General features: G+C 45.6%; 15 protein-coding genes and 1 pseudogene. 15 read left to right on the top strand and 1 reads right to left on the bottom strand.

Going from position 1 to position 15,193, the window contains the following annotated elements; all coding sequences use genetic code 11:
- From J7I83_RS06080 to J7I83_RS06045, 8 genes are all read left to right on the top strand, one after another.
- Positions 1-606: TIGR00282 family metallophosphoesterase (locus tag J7I83_RS06080; protein WP_215099804.1), on the top strand; the 606-nt coding region annotated here is incomplete at its 5' end.
- Between the two features lie 379 nt (positions 607-985).
- On the top strand, positions 986-1,414 hold the full coding sequence (locus tag J7I83_RS06075) for a YlbF/YmcA family competence regulator (RefSeq protein ID WP_215099803.1): 429 nt from the start codon (positions 986-988) through the stop codon (positions 1,412-1,414).
- Between the two features lie 162 nt (positions 1,415-1,576).
- The gene (gene mutS / locus J7I83_RS06070) at positions 1,577-4,102 is read left to right on the top strand and encodes a DNA mismatch repair protein MutS (RefSeq protein ID WP_251047491.1); all 2,526 of its coding nucleotides are present in this window, start codon (positions 1,577-1,579) and stop codon (positions 4,100-4,102) included.
- Between the two features lie 4 nt (positions 4,103-4,106).
- Positions 4,107-5,912 (top strand): DNA mismatch repair endonuclease MutL, encoded by a 1,806-nt coding sequence (mutL, locus tag J7I83_RS06065; RefSeq protein WP_215099802.1) that lies wholly within the window; start codon positions 4,107-4,109, stop codon positions 5,910-5,912.
- An 80-nt stretch (positions 5,913-5,992) separates the two neighbouring features.
- A complete protein-coding gene (locus tag J7I83_RS06060; RefSeq protein WP_215099801.1) occupies positions 5,993-6,913 on the top strand; it encodes an alpha/beta hydrolase in 921 nt (306 codons plus the stop codon).
- Positions 6,906-7,865 carry a tRNA (adenosine(37)-N6)-dimethylallyltransferase MiaA gene (gene miaA / locus J7I83_RS06055; RefSeq protein WP_215099800.1) on the top strand — a complete coding sequence of 320 codons (960 nt, stop codon included), beginning with the start codon at positions 6,906-6,908 and terminating at the stop codon, positions 7,863-7,865. Before J7I83_RS06060 ends, miaA begins: the two co-directional genes overlap by 8 nt.
- A gap of 10 nt (positions 7,866-7,875) precedes the next feature.
- The gene (gene hfq / locus J7I83_RS06050) at positions 7,876-8,100 is read left to right on the top strand and encodes an RNA chaperone Hfq (RefSeq protein WP_146556690.1); all 225 of its coding nucleotides are present in this window, start codon (positions 7,876-7,878) and stop codon (positions 8,098-8,100) included.
- Between the two features lie 391 nt (positions 8,101-8,491).
- Complete coding sequence (locus tag J7I83_RS06045) at positions 8,492-8,791, top strand: rhodanese-like domain-containing protein (protein ID WP_215099799.1); 300 nt, start codon at positions 8,492-8,494, stop codon at positions 8,789-8,791.
- Positions 8,792-8,890: 99 nt separating this feature from the next.
- On the opposite strand, the gene J7I83_RS06040 is transcribed toward J7I83_RS06045, so the two are convergent.
- Entirely contained in the window at positions 8,891-9,496 is a 606-nt protein-coding gene (locus tag J7I83_RS06040; protein ID WP_215099798.1) for a trimeric intracellular cation channel family protein, read from the bottom strand.
- Between the two features lie 107 nt (positions 9,497-9,603).
- Between J7I83_RS06040 and J7I83_RS06035 the strand changes: the two genes are divergently transcribed.
- From J7I83_RS06035 to J7I83_RS06005, 7 genes and pseudogenes are all read left to right on the top strand, one after another.
- Entirely contained in the window at positions 9,604-10,836 is a 1,233-nt protein-coding gene (locus tag J7I83_RS06035) for a methionine gamma-lyase family protein (RefSeq protein WP_215099797.1), read from the top strand.
- 121 nt (positions 10,837-10,957) lie between these two features.
- Positions 10,958-11,344 (top strand): MerR family transcriptional regulator, encoded by a 387-nt coding sequence (locus J7I83_RS06030; RefSeq protein ID WP_215099796.1) that lies wholly within the window; start codon positions 10,958-10,960, stop codon positions 11,342-11,344.
- A 41-nt stretch (positions 11,345-11,385) separates the two neighbouring features.
- Entirely contained in the window at positions 11,386-12,720 is a 1,335-nt protein-coding gene (gene glnA, locus J7I83_RS06025) for a type I glutamate--ammonia ligase (RefSeq protein ID WP_215099795.1), read from the top strand.
- 572 nt (positions 12,721-13,292) lie between these two features.
- Entirely contained in the window at positions 13,293-13,484 is a 192-nt protein-coding gene (locus J7I83_RS06020) for a hypothetical protein (protein WP_215099794.1), read from the top strand.
- A gap of 156 nt (positions 13,485-13,640) precedes the next feature.
- Entirely contained in the window at positions 13,641-14,072 is a 432-nt protein-coding gene (locus tag J7I83_RS06015; RefSeq protein ID WP_215099793.1) for a hypothetical protein, read from the top strand.
- A 62-nt stretch (positions 14,073-14,134) separates the two neighbouring features.
- Complete coding sequence (locus J7I83_RS06010; RefSeq protein ID WP_215099792.1) at positions 14,135-14,329, top strand: hypothetical protein; 195 nt, start codon at positions 14,135-14,137, stop codon at positions 14,327-14,329.
- 98 nt (positions 14,330-14,427) lie between these two features.
- A pseudogene (locus tag J7I83_RS06005) lies at positions 14,428-15,162 on the top strand (class I SAM-dependent methyltransferase).
- Positions 15,163-15,193: the final 31 nt, after the last annotated feature.

The raw sequence follows: 15,193 nt of genomic DNA, 5'->3' as shown, positions 1-15,193 counted from the left end.
ATGGGAAATCATACATGGGACCAGAAAGAGATTTTTGATTTTATCGATGAAGTGGATTATTTGATCCGTCCCGCAAACTTTTCGGATGAAGCGCCAGGGCGCGGCATGGCCACTGTGACCAAAAATGACAAAACCTTATCGGTTATTAATCTGCACGGCCGTGTTTTCCTGCCGCCGCATGAGGATCCATTCCAGAAAGCAGACGAGCTTATAGCAGAAGCCAAAGCAATTTCACCATTGGTGTTTGTGGATTTCCATGCGGAAGCCACCAGTGAAAAAATCGCCATGGGCTGGCATTTGGATGGCCGGGCTTCTGTCGTAGTCGGAACCCATACACATGTTCAAACAGCCGATGCGCGTATTTTGCCAAATGGCACAGCGTACATCTCGGACGTCGGAATGACGGGACCTTATGATGAAATTCTCGGAATGAACAAAGAAGCCGTGTTATACCGGTTCAAGACAAATATGCCGACACGTTTTGAAGTGCCTAAGCGTGGCCGTTCTGTGGTCAGTGGGTTTTTCACCGAAGTGGACGACCAAACTGGAAAAGCAATAGCTTTTGAACGGGTTTACATCAATGAGGATTACCCATTCCAAGGTTAAAAGGGAAGCTTTTTGACGAAACTTCGACAATTAGGACTGACGCCTTGTAGAACATGTACGGTTTTCAGTATAATGAAGTATCGTTTGAAAGGTTTTCATGAATGAACTTCAGAGGAATTGATATTCTATGCAACTGATTTATCATCAGCCCGACACAATTATCCGTGGATGGATTGATTCCAGTGCTTGTGCAAGGCGGAAATCTTGTCGATGATATCCATTTACCTGTACAATCAGGTTCGGTAGCAACATGAAACCACGGTGAGCAGCTATTTACGTGTGCACTTTATCGAGCAGTCAGATTTACTGAAACTAAAAAATGGTCGTTGAACGGTGAACTTATAGAAGTCGTCTCAGACCAAGAAGTGGGTGTCGAAAAATGACGTATACAAAACAAGAAATCGTCGCAAAAGCGCGCGAAGTAGCAGATATGATCGCAGCAACAGAAGAAGTGGATTTCTTTAAGCGTGCAGAAGCACAAATTAATGAAAATCAGCAAATCCGCGAAAAAATCGCCAGCTTGAAGAGCCTGCAAAAGCAAGCAGTCAACTTCCAGGCATACGGCAAAGAACGGGCATTAACTTTGATTGAAGGCAAAATCGCCAAAATCGAAGAAGAAATCGACGCTGTTCCGATCGTCCAGGAATTCAAGCAATCCCAGAGCGATGTCAATTCCCTATTGCAGATGGTTTCAACAGCCATTGCCAATCAGGTAACGAACAACATCATCAACGAAACAGGCGGCGACTTGCTGCGCGGCGAAACCGGATCAAAAGTCCGCAACGACAAACCAGGAAGCTGCGGATAAATAGAAAAGCGGAAACGGCCGCTCAGCTGAATAAAAAGCAAAAACTAAAATGTTCCCAACAGCATTAAACTGAAAGAGCCAAAGCTCTTTCAGTTTTTTCTTTTCCGCTTTGATGTTTGGTATAATGGAGAAACGACGAATCGATTTGAAAGAGGTTTTATAATGGCACCGACACCGATGATGCAACAATATTTTCAAGTAAAGTCCGAATACTTGGACGCGTTTCTATTTTTCCGGATGGGCGATTTTTATGAGTTGTTTTATGATGATGCGGTCAACGCATCGCAAATTTTAGAAATTACGTTGACGAGCCGTGGTGGAACTGGGGATGACCGGATTCCAATGTGCGGTGTTCCCCATCATGCAGCGAAAAACTATATCGATCAATTGATCTTAAAAGGCCATAAAGTGGCCATCTGTGAACAAGTAGAAGATCCGAAAACGGCCAAAGGCGTCGTCAAGCGTGAAGTAGTGCGCCTCGTTACTCCAGGGACGCATACGGAAGGCAAAAGCGTCGATTCCAAATCGAATGTATTTTTAGCGGCTGCCGACGAACTAGCAGATGGATTTGGGTTATCCTACATTGATATCAGCACGGGGGAAGCGACAGCGACATACATAATGGGAACGGAAAAGGCCCTGCTGCAGGAGCTGCAATCTTTGAATATCCGAGAGCTGGTAGTTTCGGAGCAATTGTTTTTATTGCTGACTGAAGAAGAACAGGATTTGGTGTTGTCCATCGAAACGATGGAAAATGCCTATCCAGTAGCGCCGGCGCAAGTCGCGGCCTGCCCTGAAGATCTGCAGGTGAGCTGCCAGCGTTTGTTGACGTATATTTCCCGTACACAAAAGCAATCACTGGACCATATCCAGGCCTTTGCCTATAAGGAAAACAATCAGCTATTGAGCATTGATTTCCATTCGAAGCGCAACCTGGAATTGCTGCAGTCGATTCGCGGTGCCGAAACAAAAGGGACGCTACTGTGGCTTTTGGATGAAACCGTAACGGCGATGGGCAGCCGGAAACTAAAGCAATGGCTGCATCAACCCTTGGCGAACAAGCGCATGATCGAAGAACGCCAACAAATGGTGGCGGCTTTGATCGATCAGTATTTCGTGCGTGTGGAGCTTCAAGGGCTGTTGAAGGAAGTCTATGACCTTGAACGCCTATCCGGGCGCATCGCCTTTGGCAGCGCCAGTGGACGCGATTTAGCGCAGCTTCGGAGTTCGCTGTTGAAAGTACCGGTGCTCATTGAAGAACTGGCCAATTCCGGCCATCCGGCATTGCTGGAATTCAGCGGAAAACTGGACCGCTGTATCGAGGTCTGTGAGTTGCTGCAGGCCATCAGTGAAAACCCTCCACTGTCTTCGAAAGAAGGCGGCGTCATCCGTGATGGATTCCATCAGCAGCTGGATGAATACCGGGATGCTTCACGCAACGGCAAAGACTGGATTGCGGAGCTTGAACAGAAAGAGCGCAAATTGACCGGCGTCAAAACCTTGAAAATCGGCTATAACCGCATTTTTGGCTATTATATTGAAATGTCTAAAGCAAACATGCATTTAGCGGATTTAGAGCGCTATGACCGGAAGCAGACTTTGGCCAATGCCGAACGTTATACCACACCGGAGCTGAAGGAAAAAGAAGCGTTGATCTTAACAGCTGAAGAAGAAAGCTTGTCGCTTGAATACGATTTGTTTGTAGCCATCAGGGACGAAGTCAAGCAGTATATTTCTCGTATTCAGCGCCTGGCTTCATCGCTCAGCGGACTGGATGTCTTTTTGAGTTTTGCCAACGTGGCGGAAAAATACCGGTTTGTGAAACCCGAGTTTAACGATCTAAATGAAATAACGATTATAGAAGGACGTCATCCGGTCGTGGAAAAAATGCTCAATAAGCAGCATTACGTACCGAATGACTGTGTCCTCGCGGAAGGCCAGAACATGCTGTTGATCACCGGGCCGAACATGTCCGGTAAAAGTACGTATATGCGGCAAGTGGCGTTGACGATTGTGCTGGCGCAAATCGGCAGTTACGTGCCTGCAGAATCGGCGAACCTGCCGATTGTCGACCAGATATTCACCCGCATCGGAGCAGCCGATGACCTGGTTTCTGGACAAAGTACGTTTATGGTCGAAATGCTCGAGTCGCAGTATGCCATTACCCACGCAACCAAAAACAGCTTATTATTATTTGATGAAATTGGCCGCGGAACTTCGACTTATGACGGCATGGCGCTCGCCCAGTCGATGATCGAATACATCCATAAAGAGATCGGTGCCAACACGCTGTTTTCAACACATTACCATGAGCTGACGGCATTGGAAGGCTCACTCGACAACCTTCACAATGTCCACGTAGCGGCAATGGAACAATCGGGAAAAGTGGTCTTTTTGCATAAAGTGAAAAAAGGCCCAGCTGATAAAAGCTACGGAATACACGTCGCCGAGCTGGCGAATTTGCCGGAACCGATATTGGCGCGTGCGCGTGAATTGCTAAAAACCTTTGAAGAAGATAAAAAGCAGCAGCCTAAAACGATTGAACAGTTATCGTTTTTTGATGAAACAGACACGGAAAAAGATGAAATCCTGCAGGCCATCACGGATGTTGAAGTATCCGCGATGACTCCGCTTCAAGCGTTGCAGATGCTTAACGACCTGCAGCAAAAGCTAACCAATAAGGAGTGAGACCATGGGCATCATTCGATTGATGGACGAACCTCTATCCAATAAAATAGCCGCTGGTGAAGTGGTGGAACGGCCGACGTCAGTCGTCAAAGAATTGGTGGAAAATGCCATCGATGCTGGAAGCACGGCAATCGAAGTGCTGCTGATTGAAGCCGGATTGACATCCATCCAAATCATCGATAATGGTGCTGGCATGGATGCCGACGATGCGTTGTTGTCATTTTCCCGCCACGCCACCAGTAAAATCGCCAATGAACACGATCTGTTCCGGATCCGAACGCTTGGGTTCCGCGGAGAAGCACTGGCCAGTATCGCCTCGGTCTCCAAAGTGACCTTGCACACATCAGATGGGGAGAGTGGCACATTTGTGCAGATGGAAGGCGGGCGCATGACTGAGCATCGTGCCGGATCTCTTAGAAAAGGGACGGATATCAAAATCGATCAATTGTTCTTCAACACACCCGCGCGCTTGAAATACATGAAAACGCTGCAGACGGAGCTTGGCCATACGATTGATCTGTTGAATCGGTTTGCGCTGAGTTATCCTGGCACCGCTTTTAAATTGACCCACGATGGCAGAACCATTCTGCAAACATCCGGCAGCGGAGAAATCAAACGTGTGCTGGCGGATATATACGGAGTGGCGATAGCTAAGAAAATGATCCCTTTTGAAGGGCAGTCGCATGATTATAAGGTTTCGGGTTATGCATCGCTTCCTGAAATCACCCGGGCCAATAAAAACTACATTTCCCTATTCGTCAACGGCCGTTGGGTCAAGCATTATGCCATTGCCAATACGGTGCATAAGGCCTACCATACCTTTTTGCCGCTCGAGCGGCAGCCAATTGTCGTATTGAATATCAAAGGCGATCCCTACTTGACGGACGTTAACGTGCATCCGTCCAAACAGCAGATCCGTTTAAGCAAAGAAAAAGAATTGATGGCATTGATCCATGAGACCATCAGGCAGACCATCAGCACGGTGGTTCGTGCCCCCATCATCGATAAGCCAAAGCCGGTCAAGCAAGCGCCGACCAAACAATTGGATCTGTGGAAAAGCTCGTTCACGGTCCAGGAACCAAAGCAGCCATTGCCAGATGATTCGGCAGAAGACTGGCACGAGCAGCCGGTTGAAAAGGGGCTGGAACCTGGTCAGTCCAATCCAGTGCCATTTGATGAGGGTCTGCCGCGTATTGAACAGCCGGAAAGGGATGACAGTCCGCAATTCCCAGAACTGGAAGTAGTGGGCCAAATTCACGGCACCTATATTGTGGCGCAAAGCAATGATGGCTTTTACCTGGTTGATCAGCACGCAGCACAAGAGCGCATCAAATACGAGTATTTTCGTGAAAAAGTTGGGGACATCGACGGCAATGAACGGCAATCCCTACTCTTGCCATTGACCTTTCATTACAGCCGAGACGAAGCGCTAAGGCTAAAAGATAATCTGGATGTTTTGTCTGACAGCGGCGTATTTCTTGAAGAATTCGGTGATACTTCATTTATTGTCCGGGAATATCCGACTTGGTTTCCAAAAGGCTTTGAACAGGAAGTTGTCGAGGATTTGATCGAGCAAGTTCTGAATGAACGAAAAGTGGATATCAAAAAACTGCGCGAAGATGCGGCCATTATGATGAGCTGCAAGCGGTCGATCAAAGCCAACCATTTCCTGCAGAAGCAGGACATGGAACAGCTGCTGGCGGATTTAAAAAAAGCGGAACAGCCTTTCACTTGTCCGCATGGACGCCCAGTTATCATTCATTTTAAAACTTATGATGTTGAAAAGATGTTCAAACGCGTGATGAATTAACCTTTCGATGGCTTAGCCCAAAGAGTTTTGGGTATTAGTATAGAATAGGTGAATCGACTCAGTAGGGAGGGGTATGGAGAATGCAGGTGAGCAAAGATTATATGCGTGTCTCTGATGGACACAAACTCTATTATGAACGCTACGAGCCGCCAAGCCCGATTGGACATGTCCATATCATCCATGGAATGGCGGAGCATATTGGCCGATATACAGAATTCGTGGAGTATTTGACATCACTCGGCTTTATTGTATCTGCCCATGACCAGCGAGGACATGGCAAAACAGCAGAACGCAACGGTATGCTGGGCTATTTCGCAGATCATGACGGCTTTAAACGGGTGGTCGAGGATGCCCACACAGTCATTACGGAAGCGCAGCAGGCGACCGGCAAACTGCCGCTAATTTTATTCGGCCACAGCATGGGGTCATTCATAGCCCGCCGCTATATGCAATTGCACAGCGAAGACATCAGCCGTGTGGTTTTATCCGGCACAAGCGGAGATCCCGGCACTTCAGGGAAACTTGGTTTGGCTATAGCTGTCGCATCAGCGAAAACGCAGGGCAAGCAGCAAACCAGTAAAACACTTAGACTACTGACTTTTGGCCGCTTTAGCAAATCCTTCATGGAGGAGGGTTCCTCCTATGCCTGGCTGACTAGGGATAAAGAGGAAGTCGCGAAATATGAAGCCGATCCGTGGTGCGGTTTTGAGTCGACTAACCAATTTTACATCGATTTGTTCTCAGGGCTTGCCGTCATCAATAAATCGGCGGAAATCGCCAAAATACGGAAAAACTTGCCGGTCCTGCTGATTAGTGGGTCCATGGATCCTGTTGGCAATAATGGCAAAGGGGTATTCAGTTCTGCTAACCAGTTTGCTGATGCCGGAATGGAACATGTCAAAGTCCATCTTGCAGAACAGGGACGGCACGAATTGTTGAATGAAATCGATCGCCAGTCCCATTTTGAGCGAATCGGCGATTGGATGTGCGGAAATGATTGATGTAGTGGCCATTGTTGGCCCGACTGCCTCCGGCAAAACAGCATTGAGCCTCGAATTAGCCAAACGGTTGGATGGTGAAATCATCAATGGCGATTCCATGCAGATTTACCGGGACATGACAATTGGGACGGCAAAAATCTTGCCGGAAGAAATGGCGGGGATACCCCATCATCTATTGGACATTAAAGAACCGGATGAAAGTTTTTCGGTAGCTGAATACCAGAAGCTGGTACGGGAGAAAATAACCGACATCCGTTCCCGCGGCAAGCTGCCGATCATTGTTGGCGGATCAGGTCTTTATGTCCAGGCAGTGCTGTTCGATTACCGCTTCTCGGTCGAACCTGTTGACCAATATTTGCGTGACAGCTTGCATAAAGAGCTGGATGAATTCGGTCCTGAGCGGATGCACCAAAAATTGATGGAGCTGGATCCAAAATCGGAGATCCACCCCAATAACACGAGGCGGGTCGTACGTGCAGTTGAAATTCTGATGAGCAGCGACCAGGAAAAAGGCGACCGGGAGCTTGCGTTATCGCCAATGTATAATGAAGTGATCATCGGATTGGATATTCCAAGAGGAATTCTATATGAACGCATCAATCAGCGTGTAGATGCCATGATTGAACGCGGTTTGATCGAAGAAGCAGAGGCCTTGCGGCAAAGGGGCATCCGAGAAGTGCAGTCAATCCAGGCCATTGGGTATAGAGAGATTTATGCCTATCTCGATGGATCGGGGAGCCTTGAGGAAGCGGTCGCAAAGCTCAAACAGAACTCGCGGAAATACGCAAAAAGGCAGTTTACCTATTTTAAGAACAAACTGCCGATTTTTTGGATTGATGCACTTGCGGATCCGGAAAAGAATCTCCAGAAAATAACCGACTTCATGCAGGGAAATGACAGAAACTGTCGAATTGGTAAACTGATGGCAAATCAAACACAAGTAGAGAAATAGGGGGATTTATATGAAACCGATCAATATCCAGGATGTCTATTTAAATCAGCTTCGTAAAAATAATATTTATGTTACTGTCTTTTTACTTAATGGCTTCCAACTAAAAGGAACCATTAAATCCTATGATAATTTTACGGTGCTGGTCGAGACTGAAGGCAAGCAGCAATTAATCTATAAGCATGCCATTTCGACATTTTCTCCGGCAAAAGCTGTGGCGATCGAGCACGAAGAATAAACAGGTTCCGGACTGCAAATGCAGTCCGGTTTTTTAAATGGATCTGACCGGAAGCACGGCGCGTCTTATGCCCGTCAAATCTAAACGGGTGCTTGCGCTTTTCTGTGTCCAGCTCCGCCGCCCAATCCCTCGAGTCGCTTCAGCCATTGCCGGCACGGCTTCCAGCGCTTGTCGGGACAAACACGAGCGCTTGCGCTTTTCTGTGTCCAGCTCCAGCAGCCAGATTCTAGGGTCATAAGCCACTCTGGCTGTGCGGCAAAAAATGCCGCTTCGCCAGTGTGTCTTATGCCCGTCAAATCTAAACGGCTGCTTGCGCTTTTCTAGTTGACAGTTGGCTTTGGGCGGTATAGCATTTTCAGGTGAATAGGATTTAAATTCAGGAGGGGTATTCATGAAAACTATTACAGCAGATGAACTGCAAAAACGAGTAGAAGCTGGAGAAGAATTGAACATCATCGACGTTCGCGAGGAGGATGAGGTGGCTGCAGGGATGATTCCTGGAGCTAAACACATCCCTCTTGGTGAAGTGGGAGAACGCATCGGGGAACTGGATGCAGGAAAAGAATATCATATGGTCTGTCGCGCGGGCCGCCGCAGTGAAATGGCCTGTGGTATTTTAGAGTCAAATAGCATCAATACAGTCAATGTCGAGGGTGGCATGACTGCCTGGAACGGCGAAACAATCGCATAAGTATAAAAAAACAGACCACTTGGAAGAAAACTCCGAGTGGTCTGTTTTTAGCTTTAAGGTGTTGACTTTTTAACTATTATTCGAGCTTCAGCGCTCCTCCTAAGATATCTGGATTTTGCGGATCGGCAATCTCCAGTTGAAGGTATAGGATAAAATTCGCAGGATCGTAATCAGAATGAACAAGGAATATAGCATGAAATCGGAGTCAGCTAAATCATAGCTGATAAACAACCCTGCCAGTGCGGCCCAGACAGCATAGATTTCCGATTTCAAAACAAGCGGTTTACGCCCAGCCAGCAGGTCGCGGATGATTCCTCCGCCTGAACCTGTTAATACCGCTGCCACAATAATTGCAAAGAGCGGCAACTCCAATTCAACGGCAAAGATGGCACCTTGGACCGCAAATGCCGACAAACCGATGGCATCAAAAAAGTAGCCCCAGCGATTCCAATGGCCAAGCAATTTATGTGGAAACAGGAAGACGACCGTAATCGAGATGAAGGCAAGCTGAAACATGAATTCTTGTTCCCACAGCGCCGAAACAGGGACTCCAATCAATAAATTTCTTATAGCACCGCCGCCAAAGGCGGTGACAACGCCGAGAAGGTACACGCCAAAAATATCGTATTCTTCTTCCATGGCGATGATCGCGCCAGATACTGCAAAAGCAATCGTACCGATGGCGCTCAGTACTTCCCAAGCCATGGCCTATTCCTCCTTAACATACAACTCTATGAATTGTATCAGAATTTGACGCTATTTCAAGTCATGGCGCATAATAGGAAGAGAAGTTCAAGAGAATGGAGAATTACATGTTTACTACGATAAAAACAATAGAAGAAACCATTCAGGAGCAATTGCAGCTGGCGGATGAAATTGCATATGTAAACCAGAAGAAAGTATTAGATGCTTTCCAAAACCAGCGGGTCAGCGACCACCATTTCAACCCATCGACGGGCTATGGCTATGATGACGAAGGGCGCGATACGCTTGAACGCGTTTATGCTGATGTTTTTAAAGCTGAGGCTGCACTCGTGCGTCCGCAGATCATCTCTGGAACCCACGCAATCACGATTTCTTTGTTTGGTTTGCTGCGCCCGGGGGATGAATTGCTGTACCTTACAGGAAAACCCTATGACACACTCGATTCTATCGTGTCCGGTGGCGAAAAGGATACCGGATCGCTAAAGGATTTCGGCATCAGTTACCAGCACACGGAGTTGAATGCTGATAATAACATCGATTGGCCTGCAGCTGAACAGGCAATCAGCAGCAAAACAAAAGTCATTGCCATTCAGCGCTCAAGAGGCTACGACACACGTCCTTCCTTTACGGTGGCAGAAATCGGAGAGATGGTCACAAAGATTCGCCTCCTGAAACCGGACGCCATCATTTTTGTGGACAATTGCTACGGCGAGTTTGTAGAAAAACAAGAGCCGATCGAAGTGGGGGCAGATCTGATTGCCGGCTCACTTATAAAAAATCCCGGCGGCGGCCTGGCGAAAATCGGCGGCTACATAGCTGGCAGAAAAGATTTAATCGAAAAATGTGGTTACCGCATGACCTCGCCGGGTATAGGAGGAGAAGCAGGAGCTTCGCTTAATGCACTGCCTGATATGTACCAGGGATTTTTTATGGCTCCGCATATTGTTTCTCAAGCATTAAAAGGGGCGATTTTCACTTCGGCACTCCTGGAAGATACCGGAATGGCAACTACTCCTCATTGGAGCGACAAGCGAACAGATTTGATTCAATCCGTGTCGTTTCAAACCGCTGAACAAATGATTGCTTTTTGCCAAACAATACAGGCAAGCTCACCAGTCAATGCACAATTCAAGCCTGAACCCGCATATATGCCTGGCTATGAGGACGATGTCATCATGGCTGCCGGAACATTTGTGCAAGGGTCCAGCATTGAGCTGACAGCTGATGGCCCAATCCGTCCGCCTTACACAGCATTTGTCCAAGGCGGCCTTACGTATGAGCATGTGAAAATTGCTGTACTGAATTCGATTGATACCTTAAAAAAAATGAAATTAATTTAAACTTCTCCCCGCATTTATTGTGCGGGATTTTTTAATGTTAGAAAACTTAACATGTGTTTGACAAAGAACCTGACATTAGATATAATGTAATAGTAGCAATTATTTGAAATGGGTGAAACTTATGACGAACCGGGTGCGACGGACAATGCCGCTTCTTCCAATCAGCATTGTGATGCAGCTGACGGAATTGACTGCAAGACAAATTCGTTATTACGAAGAGCATGATTTAATCAGCCCTGCCCGAACAGAAGGCAATAAGCGTATGTTTTCGTTGAATGATGTCGATACCCTGCTCGAAATCAAGGATTACCTAGATCAAGGGCTCAACATGGCTGGCATTAAGAAAATATACGACTTAAGAGAAACACCAGAAAATGAAAAAGCAGAGCCAAAAAGCTTAAGTGACGCTGAACTGCGCAAGCTGCTCCACGAAGAGTTGAAACACCAGGCCCGTCCACTTGAAAAGGGCGGCTTCAGACAAAGTGATTTATCCCGTTTCTTTAATTGAAATGGGCTTACATACAATTATAATAGGAGAGTGAAGAGAACATGGGCAAGTATTCAAAAGAAGATATTCAACGATTAGTAAAAGAAGAGAACGTAAATTTTATCCGTCTACAGTTTACAGATATTCTTGGGGTCATTAAAAACGTTGAAATACCGACATCCCAGTTGGACAAAGCACTCGATAATAAAATGATGTTTGATGGATCTTCTATCGATGGGTTTGTACGCATCGAAGAATCTGATATGTATTTATTCCCTGACCTTGATACATGGGTTGTATTCCCATGGATTACTGGTAAAGGGAAAGTCGCTCGTTTAATCTGTGATATCTACAGCCCAGATGGTACGCCATTTGCTGGAGATCCACGTACAAACTTGAAGCGTGTATTGAAGGAAATGGAAGAGCTTGGATTTACACATTTCAACCTTGGACCAGAGCCTGAATTCTTCTTGTTCAAACTTGATGAAAGAGGCGAACCGTCTCTAGAGTTGAATGACCACGGCGGCTATTTTGACTTGGCACCGATGGACCTTGGCGAAAACTGCCGACGCGACATCGTACTTGAGTTGGAGGAAATGGGCTTTGAAATCGAAGCTTCCCACCACGAAGTAGCACCAGGACAACACGAAATCGACTTTAAATACGCAGATGCGATCAAAGCATGTGACGATATCCAAACCTTTAAATTGGTTGTTAAAACGATTGCCCGCAAACACGGCCTTCACGCAACCTTCATGCCGAAGCCATTATTCGGCGTCAACGGTTCAGGAATGCACATGAACCTTTCCTTGTTTGACGGAGACCGCAATACATTCCTTGATGAAGACGGCGACATGAAATTGAGTGAAACAGCTTACCAATTCATCGCGGGCATCATTGAGCACGCACAAGGCTTTACAGCTGTTACAAATCCGCTTGTCAACTCGTATAAGCGTTTGGTTCCAGGTTACGAAGCTCCTTGTTACATCGCTTGGTCTGGCCAAAACAGAAGCCCATTGATCCGCATTCCGGCATCACGCGGTTTGTCAACACGTGTTGAAGTGCGTTCTGTCGATCCAGCAGCCAACCCATACTTAGCAATGGCTGTACTACTTGGTGCAGGTCTTGACGGAATCAGAAGAAAATTGACTCCGCCAAATGCTGTAGACCGCAACATCTATGCAATGAAAAGAAAAGAACGCGAAGCAGTCGGCATCAAAGACTTGCCAGGCACTTTGTATTCGGCTCTTCAGGAATTGCAGGAAGATGAAGTGATGACTAAAGCGTTAGGCGAACATATTTTGAACAACTTCGTCGAAGCGAAAGAAATTGAGTGGGACATGTTCCGCACAAGCGTCCACCCTTGGGAACGTGAGCAATACTTGAAAATGTATTAATAGTCAAACCGTTGAAGCTTCTGAGCTTCAACGGTTTTTTAAATGGTCGGAAGAAATGATCAGTGAGAAGCGAAAAAAACTGGAAGAGCGGCAGCCAGTTCTATTTTATAGAATTGTCTTGAGAACAAGAACTCTTGAAATACAAGAGTTAGCTAAGTGGAAGATTTACATAACCTGAATGAGAGAAGATACTGAAATGGCTCGTAAATGAGCTTTATGGTGACTTGCACTTCAGTGAAGATCAAGGATATGCCATTCTGGCTCTGCAAAATAATAAGGATAGACGAAAGCGCCTTTTTAAGAGTGCTTTTTTGATTTGAAAAAAAACAGAAGGGTAGGGAAAAAGAGAATTGTTAATAATGGACTATATATGTGTACTCTACCTGCGTCTCGAGCAATATAATTTCAACCACAGATAATAAGTATCAGCAGTGCAGATTAAAATAATCTGCCGGAAAATGGTTTACAGCAGTAAATTTTGGGTTATAATTAAGTGCAGCCTAAATATTTAATAACTCATACTGAATTTTCCTTTGTATTTTTAAAGGAAGATTTTGTGGGAGGCGATTAAATTGAGGAAAATTCAAGGTCTTGCTAGTCTGATCGATTATTTGGAATCAGTAAATTATCCGTTGGCTGCAGAGCAGATTACAGATTTGATGTCAAGAAGAAAAATTCCGCACCGCAAAGCATATCAGGACATTGTGATCTTTAACTTGGAACACATAGACTGGTGGATTGCTGAGCAGCAGAAACAACGATGAAGTAAATGAATTTACTTAAACAAGGAAGAGCCTCGGCTCCCGTTCTGCAAAGAATTGGGAACGGGGTTTTCTTTTTTTTTTTTTTTTTTTTGGTAACATTATACACATTTATACGTCTACTGTTATACTAATCTGAAAACATAGGAGGGATCGGCTATGCGCTTTTTAATGACAATACTTATCTTCCTCATCCTCTTTTCATTCGTGGGAATTGGTGTATATGTCGTAGGTCCGGATTTTTCGGCAGATCGTTTGGTTGCGGGAGCGACGGAAGAACTGCGGAATAATGGCAAGATGGAAAAAATCGTGGAGTATGTAGAAAATGATCCGCAGATGCTTGAATACATAGAACAAGCCCAGGTTGCGGAACAGGAGAGCGAAGCATTGCCGTTCCAAACAACCGCTGATGCTGCAGGTACAGTGATCAAAAAGGTAGGAATAACGGATTTGGCTAAAATGAAGTCCGGAGTTGAGGACGGTACAATGTCCCCAGAAGAAGTAATTCAAAAACTAGAAGAGGATTTGACAGAAGAAGAACTGCTGGCTCTTAAAGTGATCGCCTATAAGGAATTATACAAACAGCAATAAAGCCTTAAATATGGTAGACTGATTCACGAAGACAAAGCAAATAGAATGAAGGAGGCCATTGCATGAAATCGTTTCAAGTAGAATTTAGTTTTGATCAGGGCAATACCATTATTCATAATGTCCAGGCTGTGGACAAGGAGTCGGCATTAAGCAAAATCCCTTCCAATGGCACATATGAAATTTCCGATACGGAAACAGGCGATATATATCGAATTACAATCAATTTAGTTAAATATATAAAAGTCAGCGAATTGTAGAAGGCTTCTTCTCAATAAGCTGCACGAAAGGTGCTGCTTATGCAGCCCTTTTTTTAGTCCGAATTATTAATTGATAAATCTGACTTTGGAGGGGTTACATGAAATTCACGGGTCCAAGTGCATATAACGAAAAAGATTTTTTGGAGAACTTTCTGCGCAGAAGGAATCGAACTGAAAGCCCCAATAACAGCATTGAAAAGCCGATGATCTATGAACTGCTGGGAGCGTTTTAAAACCAGCGCATACTGGATTTGGGATGTGGAGATGCCCAATTCGGAAAAGAGCTTCTAGAGTCCGGCGCGCTCTATTACCATGGAGTCGAAGGGTCTGAAGGGATGGGCAGGCTGGCAGCTCAAAACCTAGAGGGCTTGGATGGATGCATCACTTTAGCCACGATGGAATCATTCGATTATCCTGAGAAATGCTATGACATGGTTACTTCCTGTTTAGCAATTCATTATTTGCCCGAAGTGGAAGAGCTCTTCAAAAATATCTACAAAACATTAAAGTCCCAAGGAAAGTTCGTCTTCAGTGTTCAGCACCCACTGACGACATCCTCTTTTGAAAGTAAAAAATCCAGGGAGAAAAGGGGCAGCTGGATTGTAGATGATTACTTTGAAGAAGGAGAAAGGCAGGAACCGTGGATCGAGAAAATAGTGGTTAAGTACCACCGGACTATTGAAACCTATTTTACGGCTTTAACCAATGCAGGATTCACTGTCACAGGACTCCAGGAAGGCATGCCGAAACGGCAATATTTCGAGGATGATGAGGAATACAAAAGAAGAAAACGAATTCCGGTAATTTTAGCTTTTAGTTGCAGCAAACAATAACCAAACGATTTTGTTTACATAATAAAAATAT

It is taken from the genome of Planococcus sp. ISL-110, from assembly GCF_018613575.1.
GTDB lineage: Bacteria > Bacillota > Bacilli > Bacillales_A > Planococcaceae > Planococcus.
This window is presented reverse-complemented; position numbering and strand designations above follow the sequence as displayed.

Excerpts from the sequence above, each read along its gene's own strand:
- J7I83_RS06060 (WP_215099801.1), top strand. The coding sequence starts at position 5,993 with ATGCAGGTGAGCAAAGATTATATGCGTGTCTCTGATGGACACAAACTC.
- J7I83_RS06015 (WP_215099793.1), top strand. The coding sequence starts at position 13,641 with ATGCGCTTTTTAATGACAATACTTATCTTCCTCATCCTCTTTTCATTC.
- J7I83_RS06035 (WP_215099797.1), top strand. The coding sequence starts at position 9,604 with ATGTTTACTACGATAAAAACAATAGAAGAAACCATTCAGGAGCAATTG.
- J7I83_RS06045 (WP_215099799.1), top strand. The coding sequence starts at position 8,492 with ATGAAAACTATTACAGCAGATGAACTGCAAAAACGAGTAGAAGCTGGA.
- glnA (WP_215099795.1), top strand. The coding sequence starts at position 11,386 with ATGGGCAAGTATTCAAAAGAAGATATTCAACGATTAGTAAAAGAAGAG.
- miaA (WP_215099800.1), top strand. The coding sequence starts at position 6,906 with ATGATTGATGTAGTGGCCATTGTTGGCCCGACTGCCTCCGGCAAAACA.
- mutL (WP_215099802.1), top strand. The coding sequence starts at position 4,107 with ATGGGCATCATTCGATTGATGGACGAACCTCTATCCAATAAAATAGCC.
- J7I83_RS06030 (WP_215099796.1), top strand. The coding sequence starts at position 10,958 with ATGACGAACCGGGTGCGACGGACAATGCCGCTTCTTCCAATCAGCATT.
- J7I83_RS06040 (WP_215099798.1), bottom strand. The coding sequence starts at position 9,496 with ATGGCTTGGGAAGTACTGAGCGCCATCGGTACGATTGCTTTTGCAGTA.
- J7I83_RS06010 (WP_215099792.1), top strand. The coding sequence starts at position 14,135 with ATGAAATCGTTTCAAGTAGAATTTAGTTTTGATCAGGGCAATACCATT.
- hfq (WP_146556690.1), top strand. The coding sequence starts at position 7,876 with ATGAAACCGATCAATATCCAGGATGTCTATTTAAATCAGCTTCGTAAA.
- J7I83_RS06075 (WP_215099803.1), top strand. The coding sequence starts at position 986 with ATGACGTATACAAAACAAGAAATCGTCGCAAAAGCGCGCGAAGTAGCA.
- mutS (WP_251047491.1), top strand. The coding sequence starts at position 1,577 with ATGGCACCGACACCGATGATGCAACAATATTTTCAAGTAAAGTCCGAA.